Raw genomic sequence first — 18,420 nt, 5'->3', positions numbered from 1 at the left:
TCGGGCCGCTGACACCAGCGCTGACGCCGGCGCTTACACTGCCCCAGGCAGCGGCACGCGCAGCCGCGAATGGCGCAAGCCGTAGGCGAAATACGCCGCCACAGCCACGCCCATCCACACGAAGAACACGTGGAAGGTGGCGGGCGACAAATCCTTCATGATGAACAGACAGGCCACGATGCTCAACGCCGGCACCAGGTAGGGGCCGAACGGGACGCGGAAGCCGTCGACATCGGCGCCGATGCCCTTGCGCCGCATCACCGGCACGGCGATGGCCACCACGATAAAGGCCGTCAGCGTGCCCATGCTCACCATGTCCCACAGGAAGGTGGCGTCCACCAGCCCGGCCGTCAGTCCCACCACCACGCACACGATCAGCGTGTTGCTGACCGGCGCCAGGGTGCGCGGGTGCACGCGCTGGAAGGTCTTGGGAATCAGCCCGTCGCAGGAGATGGCGAACAGGATGCGGGTCTGGCCATAGATCGTCACCAGCGTGACGGAGAATACGGACACCACCGCGCCGGCCGACAGCACCAGCGCCGGCCACGCCTTGCCCGTCACGTTCTGCACGATCACGGCCAGCCCCGCCTCCTGGCCGTCAAACATGCGGGCCGGCTGGGCGCCCACGGCGGCCACCGCCACCAACAGGTAGAACACGGTGACGATGGCCAGCGCCGCCAGGATGCCGATGGGGACGTTGCGCTTGGGGTTCTTGACCTCCTCGCCCGCCGTGGCGATGGTGTCGATGCCGATGAAGGAGAAGAACACGGTGCCGGCGGCGGCCGTCACCCCTGCCATGCCCGCGTAGCCCTTGCTGTTGTCGGCGTTGAAGAAGGGATGGAAGTTGGATGCGTCGAAACCGGAAAACGCGATCACGACGAAGAAGATGATGATGGCCAGCTTGACCAGCACCAGCACCGCGTTGGCCGTGGCCGACTCCTTCGTGCCGCGCAACAGCAGGTAGCCGCACATGGCCACCAGGATCATGGGCGGCAGATTGATGGCGCCCGGATGGAATTCCGTGCCGTGCGGGCCGGAGGCGAACATGGGCGAGCGCAGCGCGGCCGGGATATGCCAGCCGCAGGCGTTGACCAGGAAGTTGTTCAGGTAATCCGACCAGCCGATGGCCGTGGCGCTGGCGGCCAGGCCGTATTCCAGCAGCAGGCAGGCGGCCATGATGAAGGCGGCGAATTCGCCCACGGTGGCGTAGGCGAACGAATATGAGGAGCCGGCCGCCGGGATGCGGAACGACAGCTCCGCGTAGCACAGCGCCGTCAGGCCGGCCGTTAGCGCCGCCAGCAGGAAGGCCAGGATCACGGACGGTCCGGCCTTGGGCACGGCTTCCACCAGCGTGAAGAAAATGCCGGTGCCGATGGTGGCGCCCACGCCGATCATGGTGAGCGGGAACAGGCCCAGCGTGCGGCCCAGGCCATGGGCGGAGCGTTCAGGGCCCGTATCAGCCGCGGATTCAGCGGCGACGGGTTTGGTGCGGCACAGTTGTCGGGCAAACGCTTGCATAGAACATCGTCCTGTCTCCATATCGCGCGCGGCCGGGCGGACGCGCGCCTGCTACCCTGACTGTCCCGTCAGTTGAATTGCACGTTCCGCCACTGCAGCGCCGGCATCAGGGCCGCCTGCAGCTCACCGGCCAGCCGGCGCACGGGCGCCGGCGTGTAGCGCTGGTAGTAGGCCCGGTTGTACGGACCGATGCCATGTTCGGCGCTGAAGCTGCCGTCATACTGCTGCACCACGGCGTCCAGCAAGGTGGTGCGCAAGGCGGCGATGGCCTCGTCGTCCAGCGCCTGCGGGCCTTCCTTGGGCGCCACCAGGTTGTAGTGCAGGCCACCGTCGGCCACATGGCCGAAGTCGCAGATGCGCACGCCGGGGTAGGACGCGGCCAGCCACTCCCGGCCCCACGCGCGGAACGGCGCCCAGTGCTTGCGCGGCAGCGCGATGTCGAACGCGATCACGCGCCCTTCATGGCGCAGCGCGTCGCTGATGCCATGCCGCAGTGCCCACAGCATGTCCTGGTCGCCGAACAAGGCGTCGGCCAGCAGTTCCTGCTCCATCAAGGCGCCCAGCGCGTCCTGCAGCACGGCGTCCAGTGCCAGCGCGCGGGCCGGCAGCGACGTGCTCAGTTCCACCAGCAGGGCATACGGCGGCACCTGCCCGCCCGGGAAGGGATTGCGCACCGAGGGCACGTTGCGGAACACGGCCTGCATGGCTTCCTGCGACATGCCTTCCACGGAGGCGATGAATTCGGGCAGGTCGCGTTCCAGCGCGGCCAGCAGCGGCATCACGGCCGCGCTGGACGCAGGCACCACCAGCGCCGTGGCGCGCTGCGCGGGCAGCGGATGCAGGCGCACGGTGGCGCGCAGGATCACGCCGAACGCGCCGCCCGTGCCGCACAACAGCTGCTTGAAGTCGACCCCGGTGTTATTTTTGCGCAGCGCGCTGCCAAAGCGCAGCATGCCGCCGCGCTCGGGCAGCCACGCGTCCACCGCGCACAGGTTGGCGCGCACGTCGCCGTATTTGATCAGGCGCGCGCCGCCCGTGTTGGAAGCGATCATGCCGCCGATGGTGGGATCGGCCGACAGGTCGATCGGGAAGCACAGGCCCATGGCCGCTGCCGCTTCGTTCAGTTCCGACAGCCGCACGCCGGCGCCCACAGTGGCGGTGCGCTCGTCGGCGTCGATGGTGATGCCGTCCTTGAGCCGGTCCAGGCTGAACACGAACTGGCGTCCACTGGCATCCGGCGTGGCCGCCGCAACCAGGCCCGTGTTCGCGCCTTGCAGCACGAACGGCGCACCATGCGCGTGCAGCAGCGACAGTGCCGCCTCGGCCTGCTCCGGCGTGGCGGGCCGCAGCACGGCCACCGCCACGCCCTGGCCGTAGCGCGCACCCTGCACATAAGGTGCGCAGTCGGCGCTGGCCGTCAGCATGCCGGCCTGGCCCAGCAGGCCATCCAGCTGTTCGAGCAGCGCGCCGCTCATGCCGCCTTGGCCATCGCTGGCGTGGCGCCGTCGGCCGACGTCATCTTGAAGATGGCGGTGGCGTTGCTGCTGTCGAAGCCCAGATCCAGCACTTCCTCGCCGTCGGCGTTGAGCACGCGGTCGCGCGAGATGAATTCGTAGAACGAGCCGGGCACGCGGCGCACCACGCAGCCGTTCGGCGTGCGGAACACGCGCTCCACCTGCGCCGCGCGGTAGGCCGTCTGGCGCATGGTGCCGCGTGCCGCTTCCTCGATGGCGGGCTTGATCGAACGGCCCAGCTGCTGCTGCTCGGCCGACAATGCGTACAGGTCCGGCACGCGGTCCGTCACGTGGTTGAAGGCGTTGCCCTCGGTGGCGATCCAGGCCATTTCCTGGGACTCCTTGAGCAGCAGTTCATAGTCATCCAGCGCAGGCACCTCGTGCTGGCGCGCGAAGCAGCGCACCAGCGATTGCAGCAGCGCCACGGCGTCGGCCAGCGGCAGACTGCGCTGGGCTTCCAGTTCCTTCAGCAAGGCCAGGTCGCGCGCATCGAGCGGATCGACCGAGCTGGCCACCACGCGGCCCACGGCGGCCTGGAACTCGGGCGAGAAGCGCTCCACTTCCAGTTCGCTCACGAAGAACTGGGGAATGTCTTCCGGCAGGTCGGCGTGCACATAGGCGCGGCCCATCATCTTCAGGCGCGGCAGAGGGTAGTTCTCGTTCAGGCGGTAGCCCAGCGGCGCCAGGAAGCGGGTGATGGCCGCCTCGCCGCACGGCAGCTGGCCGTTGGCGGCGATCTTCACCGAGCGCACGGCGCCGTGGTCGAAAAACACGCGGCGGCCGCTGGCCACGGCGTCTTCCGTGTAGGCCTTGCCTTCCGGGACGCGTTCCAGCAGGTCGCGGAACAGCAGCACGTTCATGGCGTAGGCGATTTCGGCGCGGGTGACAGCCACGGTGGCGTCGCCATTGCCGGGCGCGTCGGAAAATTCGGCCGGGACGTGCATCAAACGGGTCATGCGGGCGGTGGCGGCGGCGCCGATGCAGGAACTCAGGAGGTAGTCGAGGGTGGTCATGGTGAAAAAAGCAGCACTGCCGCGAAGGATGAAGTTGCGCCGATTATTCGATACGGCCCGGACAGCCCACAAGCGAAATGATTTCGACGCCATATTCCATTTGAGAATACCCTTTTCGGCCCGGATGCGGGACAATGGCGGCAGAGCCTGTTTCACCACCAGAATTTGCCCACACCATGCGCCTCAACCTGCCTTCCCTGTCCGCCCTGCACGCCTTCGAGATGGTGTACAAGCTGCAGAACATCAGCGCCGCCGCCAACGCGCTGGCCCTGACCCAGAGCGCCGTGAGCAAGAAGATCCTGGCGCTGGAAGCGTATTTCGAGCAACCGCTGTTCGAGCGCCAGGCCAGCGGCCTCGTTCCCACGGCCGCCGCCGAGCTCCTGTGGGCCCGCCTGCCGCCGTGCCTGGACGAACTCGAAGGCGTGATGCAGGAAGTGCTGGCCTCGCGCGACGGCGGCGGCGTGCTTAATCTGGCCGTGTTTCCCACCTTCGCCACCAAGTGGCTGGTGCCGCGCCTGCCGCTGCTCTACGAAGCCCACCCCGGCCTGACGCTGAACCTGAAGATCCAGCTGAGCCGGGTAGATTTCGGCGGCACCGGCATCGACGCCGGCATCGTCTTCGGCCGCCCCGGCTGGCCACAGTGCGAGCACCATCGGTTGTCCAGTGAAACCCTGGTGCCCGTGTGCAGCCCCGGCTTCATCGAACGCCACGGCCGCCCCGCCGACATGGCCGGCCTCACCGCCTACACCCTGCTGCACCAGACCTCGCGCTCGGATAGCTGGCCCAACTGGTTCGACGCGCACGGCATCGTGGCGCCGCCCAAGGAACAGGGGCTGCATTTCGAGCTGTTCTCGATGGCGGTGGAGGCGGCCAAGGCGGGCCTGGGCATCGGCCTGCTACCGGCGATGTTCGTGGCCGACGAAATCAAGCGCCAGGCGCTGGTCGAACTGTTCCCGCCCGAGCAGCAGTCGGACAGTGCCTACTACCTGATCTACCCCAAGCGCAAGGCCGGCCTGCCCGGCGTGATCACTTTCAAGCGCTGGCTGCTGGACCAGCACGAGCGCGAACGGGCCAGCACGGCCGACTAACGGCAGTGCGCCGTTGTTATCACCGCTGTTGCTACTTTCCTACAAGTGAGTCCGCCAGCGCCGGCGCGCACCCCGCGTGCGCCTGTACGCCGCGGCCCGCCTCCCCTGCCATTCCAATCCGGAATATGGTGAGGAAAACATTTCCATTGATGCTCCGCAATTGCTGCCGAATAATCAACTGACCGGAGCACCGGAAACCGTGGCAAATTCGAAGCCCGTCCCGGCGCCGGCCCAGCCGACCACACACGACAAGACCCGCATGCCACGGCTCATGCGGACAACAACACGGAGACACCATGCTTACCCCCACCATTTTGCGTCGCGCGGTCCTGTTCAGTTTGTACGGCGGCGCGGCCCTGGCCGGCCTGAGCCCGGCCGCCCTGGCGCAAACCGCGCCCGACGCCGCCAAGGATGACGCGATCCAGACCGTGAACGTGGTCGGTTCGCGCCGCGTCGCCAGCTCGGCCACCGACACCACGGTGCCGGTCGACGTAATCCCCCTGAACAAAGTGGCTGAATCGGGTGGCCAGTTCGACCTGGCCCAGACCCTGACCAACATCTCCCCTTCGTTCAACTCGACCCGCCAGACCGGCGCCGACGGCGCTGACCTGGTGGACTCGGCCGCCCTGCGCGGCCTCGGCTCCGACCAGACCCTGGTACTGGTGAACGGCAAGCGCCGCCACACCACGGCCCTGGTCAACCTGTTCGGCGCGCGCAACCGCGGCAACACCGGCACCGACATGAACGCCATCCCGATGCTGGCCATCAAGGACGTGCAGGTGCTGCGCGACGGCGCCGCCGCCCAGTACGGCTCGGACGCCATCGCCGGCGTGATGGACATCGGCCTGAAAAAGAGCCTCGGTTGCGAAGCGGTGGCCGGCTACAGCCAGTACTCGGTGGGCGACGGCAAGAACTACCTGGCCTCGGCCTACTGCGGCGTGCGCCTGGGCGAAAAAGGCGTGATCGGCATCACCGGCGAATACCTGGACCGTGGCCGCTCCAACCGCGCCGAGCCGGGCAACCCGCGCATCATCGGCGACACCAAGGCCGAGAACCAGACCCTGTACGTGAACGGCGAACTGCCGACCCCGGCCGGCAAGCTGTACTTCACGGCCGGCGCCCAGTCGCGTGACGCGTCCAGCGCCGCCTGGGCCCGTGGCGGCGTGGGCACGGACGACATCCCGTCGCGCAACTCGGCCGCCATGTACCCGAACGGCTTCGTGCCCTTCATCAACGGCAAGATCGACGACCAGTACGCCACCATCGGCCACCGCGGCCTGATCGGCGAATGGAATGCCGACTTCTCGCAGACCTACGGCTACAACAAGATGATGTACGACATCAGCCACACGCTGAACGCGTCCATCGCCAACGCCGACCTGCTGGCCGGCGGCAAGGGCATCAGCCCCGACAACTTCAAGGCCGGCGGCTTCTCGTTCCAGCAGCTGACCACCAACGTCGACTTCACCCGCTTCTACGACACCGTGATGAGCGGCCTGAACGTGGCCTTCGGCGCCGAGTACCGCAGCGAGACCTATAAAATCTTCGCCGGCGAACCCGGTTCCTACAGCGACGCCGACGGCGTGGGCTTCGGCGGCAACGCCGGCAGCCAGGGCTTCCCCGGATTCCGCCCAAGCGACCAGACCAACGCCAAGCGCCACAGCTCGGCCGGCTACGTGGACTTGGAACTGGACCTGAACCCTATCGTCAAGACCCAGGCCGCCGTCCGTTACGAGAACTACAGCGACTTCGGCTCCACCGTCACCGGCAAGCTGGCCGGCAGCGTGCGTGCGGCCGACACCGTGCTGCTGCGCGGTTCGGCCTCGACCGGCTTCCGCGCCCCGTCGCTGCAGCAGAAGTACTTCTCGTCGACCTTCACCGACTTCGTGGCCGGCGTGCCGACCGACGTGGTGCTGGCGCCCAACGGCGGCCCGGTGGCCAACCTGGCCGGCATCCCCAAGCTGAAGGAAGAAAAATCGACCAGCTTCACGCTGGGCACCACCTGGACGCCTAGCAACAACGCGTCCGTGACGGCCGACCTGTACCAGATCAAGATCAAGGACCGCATCGTGCTGTCGGGCCGCTTCGACTCGACCAACTACCCGGACCTGGCGGCCAAGCTGGCCACGCTGGGCGTGGGCCAGGCCCAGTTCTTCGTCAACTCGGTCGACACCAAGACCAGCGGCCTGGACCTGACGGCCTCGCACAAGACCAACTTCGGCCCCAACAAGATGACCACCTACCTGGCGGCCAACTTCAGCAAGACCGAAGTGACGGGCATCCACGCCCCCGCCTCGCTCAAGGGCTATGAGGACGTGCTGCTGTCCGAGCGCGAGCGCCTGTTCATCGAACAGGGCGGCCCCCGCTCCAAGTTCACGCTGGGCTTCGACTACGTGGCCGGCGCGCTGGAATCGGACCTGAAAGTGATCCACTACGGCCCGCAGACGCTGGGCACCTTCGACGGCACCGCCGCCGGCGTGCCGAACGCGCACTACGAGTCCAAGACCTCGGCCGACCTGGCGTTCACCTACACCATCAACAAGAACACCAAGTTCACCTTCGGCGGCACCAACATCTTCAACGTCAAGCCGACCCCGCAGGACCCGAACGAAACCGACAACGGCTTCAAGTACGACAGCGTGCAGTTCGGCCTGAACGGCGCTTCCTACTTCGGCCGCCTGTGGGTGAAGTTCTAACCATCGCCCCACCCAATGAAAACGGCACCCCATGCGCAGGCAGGGGGTGCCGTTTTTTCATGCGGGCTCAGAACTTGTAGTTCAGGCCCACGCTGTAGAAGCGGCCAACCGCGCCCGTCTGGTGCAGCGACGGGTTGTAGGCCAGGCCCGTGCCATTGCTGCTGCCGTTGATGCCGGTGCCGCCATAGGTTTGCGCGTCAATCGGCGGCGCCTTGTCGAACAGGTTGGTGATCGCGCCGTTCAACGTCCATGCCTTGTTGAACTGGTATGACATCGACAGATTGGTGTAGGTGAACGACGCCACCTTGCAATACTGCGAAGGCGACTGCCCCGCCTTCCAGCGCGAATTGTTCGCCTGCAGGCTGCTGTCGCAATCGGTCAGACCATTGGATGGATCGGTCACATCGAAACCGCTGATGTAATTGGTCGTGGCGCTGATCGTGAGCGGCCCCTGGTCGTAGGACAGCGTGAACTGCGCGCGGTCCTTCGGATTGCCGGTGTCGCCCGAGACGATGGCCGGGCCGTGGGTGCCGGCCAGGTTGTAGGTCTTGCCGTTCAGGGTCATGTTGTAGTTGAACATGTGCGACCACTGCAGGCCGACCGTCATCTTGCTCACGTCGTTCAGCTTGAAGCGATAGCGCGATTCGAACTCGGCGCCGGCCGTGGACGTGGTCTGGCCGTTCACATACGGGGTCGAGATGTACTGGATGGTGCCGACCGACGAAGTACCGGTGCTGCCGTCGCCATACGTGACCGTCTCAGGGCCGCCGCGCGTGGCAAATTGCAGCGGATCGAAGCTGGCCAGCGCCGACATCGAGATGATCTGGTTATCCACCGTGATCTTGTAGTAGTCCAGGGTGGTCGACCAGTTCTTGATCGGCTCGATAATCACGCCCAGCGTGTACGACTTCGATTTCTCCGGCTGCAGGTTCTTGTTGGTGGTCTGCAGGTAGGTGGGGCTCAGCTCGCACTGCGCCGGCACGTTCTGGGGCGAATCCGTGTTCGGGCTGCCATCGGGATTCGACACCGGGCACAGGATAGGATCGCGGATCGTGTTGAATGCAAACAGCGACCCGGCTACGCCATTTTCCGTGGCCGACGGCGCGCGGAAGCCACGCGACGCGGTGCCGCGCAGCGAGAACATGGACGAAGGCGTGAACTTGAATCCCACCTTGGGCGTATACGAGTGGCCATAGGTGTCGTAGTGGTCGGCGCGCACGGCCGCGTCCAGCTCCAGCGACTTCAGCACCGGCGCCGCCAGCTCGGCATACAGCGCCGCGTTGTTCTCCTTGCCGATCGCATAGGCCGACGGCAAGCCATTCACGGTGCCGTTCTGCGCTTCGACCGGGTCTGGCGCGTTCAGCGACTTGTGCACGAAGGTCAGTCCCGTGCCCAGGCTGAGCGGGCCGCCATCGAGCTTGGCCAGCTCACGCGAGGCGCGCAATTCGATGAAGTTCAGCTCATCGGTCGCCTTGCTCGACACGGTGGGCGTCACCAGCGCCATCACGTCCGCGCTGTTGCCGCCGGTGAGCTTGAGCGGGTTGGCCGTGTTATTCAGTGCCTGCAGCAGCGCGGTCGGATTGATGTAGCCGCGGTAAGTGGAGTTGGTCTCAACCCTGGTCAAGCCCAGCGAGGCGGCAACATCCCAGCCCGCCACCGTGCCGTTCAGATCGGCCACGGCGCGATAGGACTTGGTATCGACGTCGGTGCGGCGGAACGGCGAGTCGGGCACGATGGCGCGAATGTTGACGGCATGGCCGAACGGGTTGCCCGGATAGCTGGCCGGTACCGTGTAGGCGCCCGGATCGATAACGCCGACGATGGCCGGTTCCCGGTAGGGGCCGATGGCCGTCACGCCGGCGAAACTGCCGACCGGCACGCTGCTGGGGCGTATCGTCTGCTGGCTCTTGCTGTCGAAGTAGGACGCTTTCAGGCCCAGCGTCCAGTCGTTGTTCAGGCGGCTGGTCAGGCTGGCCAGCAAGTCCAGGTTCTCCGAGGTCGGCTGCAATTGCGACCAGGTGTTGGTGAACACGCACTGGTTGGCATTGCGCCTGGCGAAGTCGCAGCCATTGTCCAGGAAGGCGTAGGCCCCCGCCGTGCTGCCCAGCGCAGGGTCCTGCAGATACGGGGTGCGGGTGACGGGGTTGGAGATGATGCTGTTCCTGGCGCCGGGGCGCAAGTCGCGCCCGCCGGGATCGGCCGACCAGTCCATTCGGGTCCACGCGCCGTCGCGCTGGTTCAGGAGGATCTGGTCCTGCTGCCGGTATTCGAGGGCCACGTAGCCATTGGTGTTGTCCGACAGGTCGAAGCCGTGCATCAAGCCCAGGTGGTGGGTGGCGCCGCCGCCGTGCTGGGTGGTGCCCGTTTCGGCCGTGACGCTGGTGCCCTGGAACGATTTCTTGAGGATCACGTTGACCACGCCGGCGATCGCGTCCGAGCCGTAGACGGCCGAGGCGCCATCTTTCAGGATCTCGATACGCTCCACCGCTTCCATGGGGATCGACGTGATGTCGACGAACGGTCGCTGGCCGTCGTCCGACAGCGGGTACGGGGCCATGCGGTGGCCGTCAATCAGCACCAGGGTGGCGCCCACCGTCAGGCCGCGCAGCGACACCCCGCTGGCGCCGGCCGCGAACGCGCCGTTGAAGCCCTGGCTCAGGGTGCCCTGGCCGTTGGCCGTGATGTCGCGCAGTGCTTCCGAGACCGTGGTGTAGCCCGATTTTTTCAGGTCGGCGGCCGTCATCACCTGCACCGGGCTGGGGGTTTCCTGGTCGGCACGGCTGATGTAGGAGCCCGTCACCACCACGCGCTTGATCTCCTGGTTGTCGCCCGCCGCATCCTGCGCCTGGGCCGTGTGGGTCGCCAGCGCCGTCAGCGCGCCGGTGGCCAGGATATGGGCCACGGCCAGCGGAATCGATTTCATTCTTAACCTCATCAAATACTCCTTCTGGTGTTTTGAGTGTTGCTATTTAGTATTGCCATTCGATTAGCCATATCAACATGCTAATATCACTATTTCCATGGCGTGCGCCGGGTGGGACGCCGCCGGGGCAGCCGGCATCCGCAAGGACAGTCTGGTCCGGGGCCGGTGGACGGATCGTCTGAACGGATCGGCGCGCACGTGTATGGCGGCCGCTTGTATCAAAAGCACAACGCACCGCGCAACGGCCATGTCTTAACGGATCGGCGCGTACCCGCGCCGGAAAACGGGCGGCAGCGATGGTTAAACGCCATTGCGTGTTGTTACTGGCAAGATTGCGGTATTTTTAACGAAAGAAGCCACATGAGCCTTACTTTGCTAGGGAACCTGTCCCTCGGGACCGGGGTGCTGGGACTGTTCCTGGCCATGCCGCTGATCGCATTGACGCGCCGGCGCCCAGCCAGCATGTGGCTGGCGCTGTACGTGCTCGCCATCTCCGCCGCCTCGCTGGAAGACTATGCACGCTACCTGCACCTGCCCTGGATCTACGGCATGGCCTGGCCCAACCTGGCCGTCGACGTGCTCTATTACTGCTATGTGCGCAGCATGACGGGGCTGGGCAATGGCCGCTTCCAGACCATCCATTTCGTGCCGCTGACCGCCTATCTTTTGGCCGCGCTGGTGGCGCTGCTGCCCGGCAGTGCCTTCGCGCCCCGGTTCGCGGACTGGGAGCGTGGCGGCGGCGCGGCCCTGTTCTACCAGTGCCAAGGCGCGTTCTATCTCGGCGCCGTGCTGCTGCGACTGTACCAGCACCGCCAGCGCCTGCGCGCCGGCGACGCGACCGCCGGCACGGACGACTTGCGCTGGCTGACGACGTTGTCCTATGTGCTGGCCGTCCTGTGGATCAGCTGGGTGCTGGCCATTCAATTCCATGGCAACTGGACCGCCTGCTTCGTGGCGGGACGGTTGGCCACGTTCTACCTCGTCGGCTGGTATGGGCTGCGGCGGGCCGCCGTGTTCAATCCCGCCACGGCAGCGCTGGCCGCAGCGGCGGGAACGCCCATGCGATCAACAGCGCCTGCGCCGGCTGCGCTGCCCGGCGAACCGGTGCCTGAATCGCTACCTGAATCGCTACCTGAATCGCTATCTGAATCGCTACCTGAATCGGTGCCTGAATTGCTACATGAATCGGTGCCTGCGCCGGTACCTGCGCCGGTACCTGACGCGTTGCCGGCACAGGCGCCGGCGCTGGTCGCCGTCGCCGCCCTCGTCCCGGCGCGCGCCGCCTCGCCGGCCACCGCCATCGGGCTGGCCGGGCAGGCCACAACGGAGCGGGAAAAGTACGCGCGCTCCGGCATGACGGATGCGGCCCAGCGCCTGATCGGAGAACGGCTGCAGCGGCGCATGGACGTACACCGCGATTACCTGGAGAGCGATTTGCGCCTCAATGAACTGGCCGAACGGATAGGCACCACGCCCCAGCTGCTGTCGCAGTACCTGAACCACATGCTGGGCCTGAGCTTCTTCGACTACATCAACGGCCTGCGCATCGCCGAAGTGCAGAACATGATGCGCGACCCGGCCGGCGCCGGACGCACCCTGCTGGAACTGGCCCATGCGGCTGGCTTCAACAGCAAGTCCACCTTCAACACGGCGTTCAAGCACGTGAGCGGCATGGCGCCGTCGCTGTGGCGCGCGCACCATGCCGGCGAACCGGCGCACGCGCCGCTGGCGGCTCCAGCCCCCCCGCCTCCGCACGCATCTTTACCCTCGCCTTTGCCCTCGCCGCTACCTTCGCCGCACGCGACGCCAGCACATGCGGCCGGGCGATGCGGCGGACACCCCCGCCAAGAGGCAGCCTGACGCCATGGCGGCATCACGCACTCCACGCGGCTGTGCTACACTCGCCGCACCATGAACCACGTCCGGACGATGCTGCTTTGGCTGTTGCTGGCCGCGCTCCCGCTGCAGGGATACGCGGCCGTTTGCACGTCCATGGCCATGGCGGGCACAATGGCGCCGGCCCAGACCATGGCACAACACCAGCCTGCCACTGCAGCGGTGCAGCACATGACCGTCGAGCACTGCGCCATGCTGGCCAAGTCCGCGTCCGACGCCAAATTCAAATCCTGCCACGGTCATGCTGGCGCCGATGCGAGCCAGTCCAAATGCGGTAACTGCGCCGCATGCTGCGTGGGCGCCGCCATTGCCCTGCCCGTGCCCGCCCTCGCGCTGGCGGAATCCCGGCCCGCCGGCTCGGAAGCCATCCCCTATCGCCTGCGGCACGTGACCGCCCATATCCCGGCCGGCCCCGAACGCCCGCCCCATTCCGCACCCGCCTGAATTCACGCGCAGTGGACGGCGCACCAGCCCATCGGCTGACGCCGCCCCCACCCGCTGCACCAACGCCACGCGGGCCCGAAGCCGGCCCGCGCACCCGTATCAGGAGTCACCATGCATCGTTTCACCACCCTGCGCGCGGCCACAGCCGCCGCGCTGGCGCTGTCGCTATCTGGCTGCGCCACCTTTTCGCCCGACGGCGGCTTGGCCCACGTGCAGGCCATCACCGAGCCGTCCACGGGCCAGTCCCTGGCGCGCCGCGACACGAACCCCGCCCACGATGGCGCCGCCGCCCAGCGCGTGGCTGCCCTGCTGGCCGTGCCGTTGAGCGCCGACAGCGCCGTCGCCATCGCCCTCCTCAACAACCGCGCACTGCAGGCCAGCTACGCCGAACTGGGCATCGCCGAGGCGGACCTGGTGCAGGCCGGCCGCCTGCCCAACCCCACCCTCACCTTCTCCCGCCTGACGGACGGCAACGGCCTGGACATCGAACGCAAGCTGATGCTGCCCGTAATGAGCCTGCTCACCATGCCGGCCGTGCGCGGCATCGAGCAGCGCCGCTACGAACAAACGCAACTGGCGGTGGCCGGCGACGTGCTGCGCATCGCCACCCAGACCCGGCGCGCGTTCTATGGCGCGGTGGCCGCGCGCCAGTCGGTCAGTTATCTGGAACAGGTCCAGGACGCAGCCGAAGCGGGTGCGGACCTGGCGCGGCGCATGGCCGCCGCCGGCAACTGGAGCCAGCTGCGGCAAGCGCGCGAGCAAGTGTTCCTGGCCGACGCCGTGGCCCAGTTGACGGCCGCGCGCCACGCCGAAGTGTCGGCCCGCGAACAACTGGTGCGGCTGCTGGGCCTGTCCGGGAAGGACGCCACGTTCACCCTGCCCGAGCGCCTGCCCGACCTGCCCGACGCCCCGCGCGCGCAGGGCGACGCCGAAGCGCAGGCGCTGGCCAACCGGGTCGATATCCTGATGGCGCAAAAAGAGCTGGCCGGCCTGGCCGATGCGCTGGGCCTGACCCGCAGCACCCGCTTCATCAACGTGCTCGACGCGGGCTACCAGCGCAACACGGGCGCCGACGGCGGCCATGCGCGCGGCGTCGAGATCGAATGGCAACTGCCCTTGTTCGACTGGGGCGGCGCGCGCGTGGCGCGGGCGGAATCGAGCTACCAGCAGGCGCTGCACCGCGCCGCGCAAACGGCCATCGACGCCCGCTCGCAAGTGCGCGAGAGCTACTCGTCCTACCAGGCCGCCTACACGCTGGCGCGCCAGTACCGCGATGAGATCGTCCCGCTGCGCAAGCGCATCGCCGACGAGCAGCTGTTGCGCTACAACGGCATGCTCACCAGCGTGTTCGAGCTGCTGGCCGACGCGCGCGAACAGGTGCTGAGCGTGAACGCGGCGATCGAAGCGCAACGCAATTTCTGGCTGGCCGACGCGGCCCTGCAGGCGGCCATGACCGGTGGTGCCGGCAGCGTGGACGGCGCCGATGGCGCCACCGCACGCCGCGTGCGCTGAACGCCCCCAACCCAAGACAAGGAACAGACATGGTTACACGCAGAGATTTCTTCCGCGGCGCGGGCGCCGCCGCCGTCAGCACGGCGCTGGTCAGCCGGGCCGGCGCGGCCACCCTGCCGGAGGCGGCCAGCATGGCCAGCCCCGCCACCCAGCCGCCATTGGCGCCGCCCAACGGCCGTCCCTACAACCCGGTCGTCACCCTCAACGGCTGGACCTTGCCGTGGCGGATGAAGGCCGGCGTCAAGGAATTCCACCTGGTGGCCGAACCCGTGGTGCGCGAAATCGCGCCGGGCATGAAGGCCCAGCTTTGGGGCTACAACGGCCAGTCGCCGGGGCCGACCATCGAAGTGGTGGAAGGCGACCGGGTACGCATCTTCGTCACCAACAAGCTGCCCGAGCACACCAGCATGCACTGGCATGGCCAGCGCCTGCCCAACGGCATGGACGGCGTGACGGGGCTGACCCAGCCCGGCATCCCGCCCGGCAAGACCTATGTGTATGAATTCGTGGCGCGCCGGGCTGGCACCTTCATGTACCACCCGCACGCGGACGAGATGATGCAGATGGCCATGGGCATGATGGGCCTGTGGATCACCCATCCCAAGGACCCGCGTTTCATGGCCGTGGACCGCGACTTCTGCCTGCTGCTCAACGCCTACGACATCGAACCGGGCAGCGCCACGCCGCGCGTCAACACCATGCTCGACTTCAACCTGTGGACCTTCAACAGCCGCGCCTTCCCCGGCGTCGATCCGATGGTGGTGGCGCAGGGGGACCGGGTGCGCATCCGGGTCGGCAACCTGACCATGACCAACCACCCCATCCACATGCACGGCCACGAATTCGCCGTCACCGGCACAGACGGCGGCTGGGTGCCGCCGGCCGCGCGCTGGCCGGAGGTGACCACCGACATCGCCGTGGGCCAGATGCGCGCCATCGAATTCGATGCCACCGATCCGGGCGACTGGGCCTTCCACTGCCATAAATCGCACCACACCATGAACGCCATGGGCCACGACGTGCCGACCATGACGGGCGTGGACCAGAGCGCGGTGCTGGCCAAGATCAACCGGCTGGTGCCGGACTACATGGCGATGGGCGACAAGGGCATGGCCGACATGGCCGCCATGCCCATGCCCCTGCCCGATAACACGCTGCCGATGATGACGGGCACGGGCCCGTTCGGCGCCATCGGCATGGGCGGCATGTTCACCACCGTCAAGGTGCGCAAGGGACTGGCGCGGCACGACTACCGCGATCCGGGCTGGTATCGCCATCCGGCCGGCACGCTGGCCTACGAGTACGCTGGCGAGGACAGCGCGCTGCCAGCCGCGCCGCAGCCGCCCGCCGGCGCGGCGGCGGCCACGACGCCGGACGGGGCCATGTTCAAGGCGACCAAGGGAGGCCAACACCACCATTGAGCGGGCAGCGCGACCCTGATGGCGGCCTTCCCATAATCCGAAATAGGTTGCCATTAGGAAAAACTCGAACTATGATGAAGTCATGCAGACCCAAACCATGTCTAACATTTCGCTCATCACATCATGTCACTCACTGAACTCCACCCGGTTCCGATTCGCAAGGGACCACCACGGCCTCAAGACGCGATCAGCCAGATCCCGGCCAACGCCAACGCGTACGAGCTGACCACCGAGGACGAGATCGGCGACATGCTGACCGAGCTGGCCGAAAGCGGCGACCCGATCTCGATCTACGTGCCTGGCAGCCGCGAGGTGGTGCTGGGACGGGTCCTGTCGGTCGATCCCGAACAGCCGCATTTCGTGATGGAATTGAACGAAGGCATGAGCCTACAGCCTGGCAAGCTGACCTTCGTCACCTGGCTGCGTTCGGCCAAGCTGCAGTTCCGCCTGTCCAGCAAGGACTGGAACTCGCTGCCCGGCCAGCCGCAGCATATTCCCATGGATTTCCCGGAAACCTGCGTGGTGCTGAACCGGCGCGCCACGGAGCGCCTGGAAATCCCGCTGGGCGCCACCTGCACGGCCTCGTTTGTGATCAACGTGGTCAACAACACGCACAGCTATGAGTTGCCGATCTTCGACCTGTCGCTGGGAGGCATCAGCCTGCATTGCGCCAAGCTCAACGCCAAGGGCTTGATCAAGGGCCGCAAGGTGCATGACGTGGTGCTGGAACTGGGTGACGAGACGGTCGAAGTGGCGGAACTGGAAGTGCGCTATACGCGCCCGTTCCGTTCTTTCCTGCTGGGCGAACAGGTCCACCTGGGCTGCATGTTCACCCAACTGGCGCCCGAGGAAAAGAGCAAGATCGAGCGGGTGCTGCAAGAGATCCGGCAAGGCTAGCGACTGCCAACAAGACGACGGGGGCGGTTCCGGCGGCGCGCCATGTAGCGCCCTGCCGGAACCGCCCCCGCTTGTTTTCGCTTAGGGATTAAGGCTGCTTCGGATGCAGCACCGCGTTGCGGCGCGAATAGCCAAAGTACACGACCAGGCCGATCACCAGCCAGATGGTGAACGCGATCCACGTGGTGCGGCTGAGGAAGGTCATCAGGGCCACGCAGAACACCACGGCCAGCGCCGGGATCACTGGCACGCCGGGGCAACGGAATGCGCGGTGCAGATCCGGGCGCTTCTTGCGCAGCACCACCACGGCCACCGACACCAGGCAGAACGCGGCCAGCGTGCCGATGTTGATCAGCTCGGCCAGCACATCCAGCGGCACCACGGCGGCGATCAGGCCGAAGATGATGCCCACCATCCAGGTGGCGAAGAATGGCGTGCCGAACTTCGGATGCACCTTCGACAGGCGCGCCGGCAGCAGGCCGTCGCGCGACATGGCGAACACCACGCGGGTCTGGCCATAGCTCATCACGAGGATCACGGTGGTCATGCCCAGGATGGCGCCCAGGTCGACGAAGCCGGCCACCCAGTTTTCATTGGCGTATTGCAGCGCCAGCGAAACGGGATGGTCGATGCCGGCGAACTTCTGGAACGGCACGATGCCCGTCATGATGGCCGACACCACCACGTACAGCACGGTGCACACGGCCAGCGAGCCGATGATGCCGATCGGCAGGTCGCGCTCGGGCCGCTTGACTTCCTCGGCCGCCGACGTCACGGCGTCGAAGCCGATGAAGGCGAAGAACACCAGCGCCGCCGCGCTCATGGTGCCGCCCATGCCGAACGGCATGAACGGATGCCAGTTGGCCGGCTGCACGTGGCGCGCGCCCACGGCGATGAACAGCAGCACCACGGCGATCTTGATGGCCACCATGATGGAATTCATGCGCGCCGATTCGCGCGCGCCCCACGACAGCATGGCCGTCAGGATCATCATGATCATGAACGCGGGCAGGTTGATCAGGGTCTGCACGCCGGGCACGGCGCCGGGGGCGGCCGTCAGGGCGACCGGCAGGTGCAGGCCGAAGCCGCCGATAAGCGACTGGAAATAGCCGGACCAGCCGACCGACACGGCCGAGGTGGCCAGGCCGTATTCCAGCATCAGGTCCCAGCCTATCATCCACGCTACCAGCTCGCCCATGGTGGCGTAGCTGTAGGTGTAGATGGAGCCGGCCACCGGCACGGTGGAAGCGAATTCAGCGTAGCACATGGCCGCGAAGCCGCAGGCCAGCGCCGCGATCACGAACGACAGCGTCAACGCCGGGCCGGCCGTCAGCGCGCCGGTGCCCGTCAGCACAAAAATGCCGGTGCCGACGATGGCGCCGATGCCCATCAGGATCAGGTCCAGCGGCCCCAGTACTTTTTTCAGGCCGCCCTCAGCGCGTCCTTGCGCCACCATGTGGTCCAGGTTCTTCGTTCGGAAAAGGCTCAAGTAAAATCT

Annotated in this window: 12 protein-coding genes; 7 read left to right on the top strand and 5 right to left on the bottom strand. The window is 66.8% G+C overall.

Going from position 1 to position 18,420, the window contains the following annotated elements; genetic code table 11:
• Positions 1-33: 33 nt before the first annotated feature.
• From H3H37_RS11690 to H3H37_RS11680, 3 genes are all read right to left on the bottom strand, one after another.
• Positions 34-1,518 (bottom strand): APC family permease, encoded by a 1,485-nt coding sequence (locus H3H37_RS11690; RefSeq protein WP_182162573.1) that lies wholly within the window; start codon positions 1,516-1,518, stop codon positions 34-36.
• Positions 1,519-1,586: 68 nt separating this feature from the next.
• A complete protein-coding gene (locus H3H37_RS11685; protein WP_182162571.1) occupies positions 1,587-2,993 on the bottom strand; it encodes an FAD-binding oxidoreductase in 1,407 nt (468 codons plus the stop codon).
• Positions 2,990-4,045: a DUF1338 domain-containing protein gene (locus H3H37_RS11680; RefSeq protein WP_375539995.1), complete on the bottom strand. Its 1,056-nt coding sequence runs from the start codon at positions 4,043-4,045 to the stop codon at positions 2,990-2,992. Before H3H37_RS11680 ends, H3H37_RS11685 begins: the two co-directional genes overlap by 4 nt.
• A 176-nt stretch (positions 4,046-4,221) precedes the next feature.
• On the opposite strand from H3H37_RS11680, the gene H3H37_RS11675 reads away from it, so the two are divergent.
• Positions 4,222-5,133 carry a LysR family transcriptional regulator gene (locus tag H3H37_RS11675; protein ID WP_182162569.1) on the top strand — a complete coding sequence of 304 codons (912 nt, stop codon included), beginning with the start codon at positions 4,222-4,224 and terminating at the stop codon, positions 5,131-5,133.
• A 296-nt stretch (positions 5,134-5,429) separates the two neighbouring features.
• Entirely contained in the window at positions 5,430-7,829 is a 2,400-nt protein-coding gene (locus H3H37_RS11670; protein ID WP_182162567.1) for a TonB-dependent receptor plug domain-containing protein, read from the top strand.
• A 67-nt stretch (positions 7,830-7,896) separates the two neighbouring features.
• Here H3H37_RS11670 and H3H37_RS11665 read toward each other — a convergent pair whose 3' ends face one another.
• Complete coding sequence (locus H3H37_RS11665) at positions 7,897-10,752, bottom strand: TonB-dependent receptor (RefSeq protein WP_182162565.1); 2,856 nt, start codon at positions 10,750-10,752, stop codon at positions 7,897-7,899.
• 360 nt (positions 10,753-11,112) lie between these two features.
• On the opposite strand from H3H37_RS11665, the gene H3H37_RS11660 reads away from it, so the two are divergent.
• The 5 genes from H3H37_RS11660 (at position 11,113) to H3H37_RS11640 (ending at position 16,922) form a co-directional block, all read left to right on the top strand.
• The gene (locus tag H3H37_RS11660; RefSeq protein ID WP_182162563.1) at positions 11,113-12,612 is read left to right on the top strand and encodes a helix-turn-helix domain-containing protein; all 1,500 of its coding nucleotides are present in this window, start codon (positions 11,113-11,115) and stop codon (positions 12,610-12,612) included.
• Between the two features lie 51 nt (positions 12,613-12,663).
• Complete coding sequence (locus H3H37_RS11655) at positions 12,664-13,092, top strand: hypothetical protein (protein WP_182162561.1); 429 nt, start codon at positions 12,664-12,666, stop codon at positions 13,090-13,092.
• 111 nt (positions 13,093-13,203) lie between these two features.
• Positions 13,204-14,604: a TolC family protein gene (locus H3H37_RS11650; RefSeq protein WP_182162559.1), complete on the top strand. Its 1,401-nt coding sequence runs from the start codon at positions 13,204-13,206 to the stop codon at positions 14,602-14,604.
• A 29-nt stretch (positions 14,605-14,633) separates the two neighbouring features.
• Entirely contained in the window at positions 14,634-16,025 is a 1,392-nt protein-coding gene (locus H3H37_RS11645) for a multicopper oxidase family protein (RefSeq protein ID WP_182162557.1), read from the top strand.
• A 123-nt stretch (positions 16,026-16,148) separates the two neighbouring features.
• A complete protein-coding gene (locus tag H3H37_RS11640; protein WP_229218782.1) occupies positions 16,149-16,922 on the top strand; it encodes a flagellar brake protein in 774 nt (257 codons plus the stop codon).
• 88 nt (positions 16,923-17,010) lie between these two features.
• On the opposite strand, the gene bcaP is transcribed toward H3H37_RS11640, so the two are convergent.
• A complete protein-coding gene (gene bcaP, locus H3H37_RS11635; protein ID WP_311197465.1) occupies positions 17,011-18,411 on the bottom strand; it encodes a branched-chain amino acid transporter BcaP in 1,401 nt (466 codons plus the stop codon).
• Positions 18,412-18,420: the final 9 nt, after the last annotated feature.

It is taken from the genome of Rugamonas brunnea (genome assembly GCF_014042345.1).
In the GTDB taxonomy this organism is placed as follows: domain Bacteria; phylum Pseudomonadota; class Gammaproteobacteria; order Burkholderiales; family Burkholderiaceae_D; genus Rugamonas; species Rugamonas brunnea.
The sequence above is the reverse complement of the archived record's forward strand: the minus strand, read 5'-3'. Positions and strand labels throughout refer to the sequence as shown.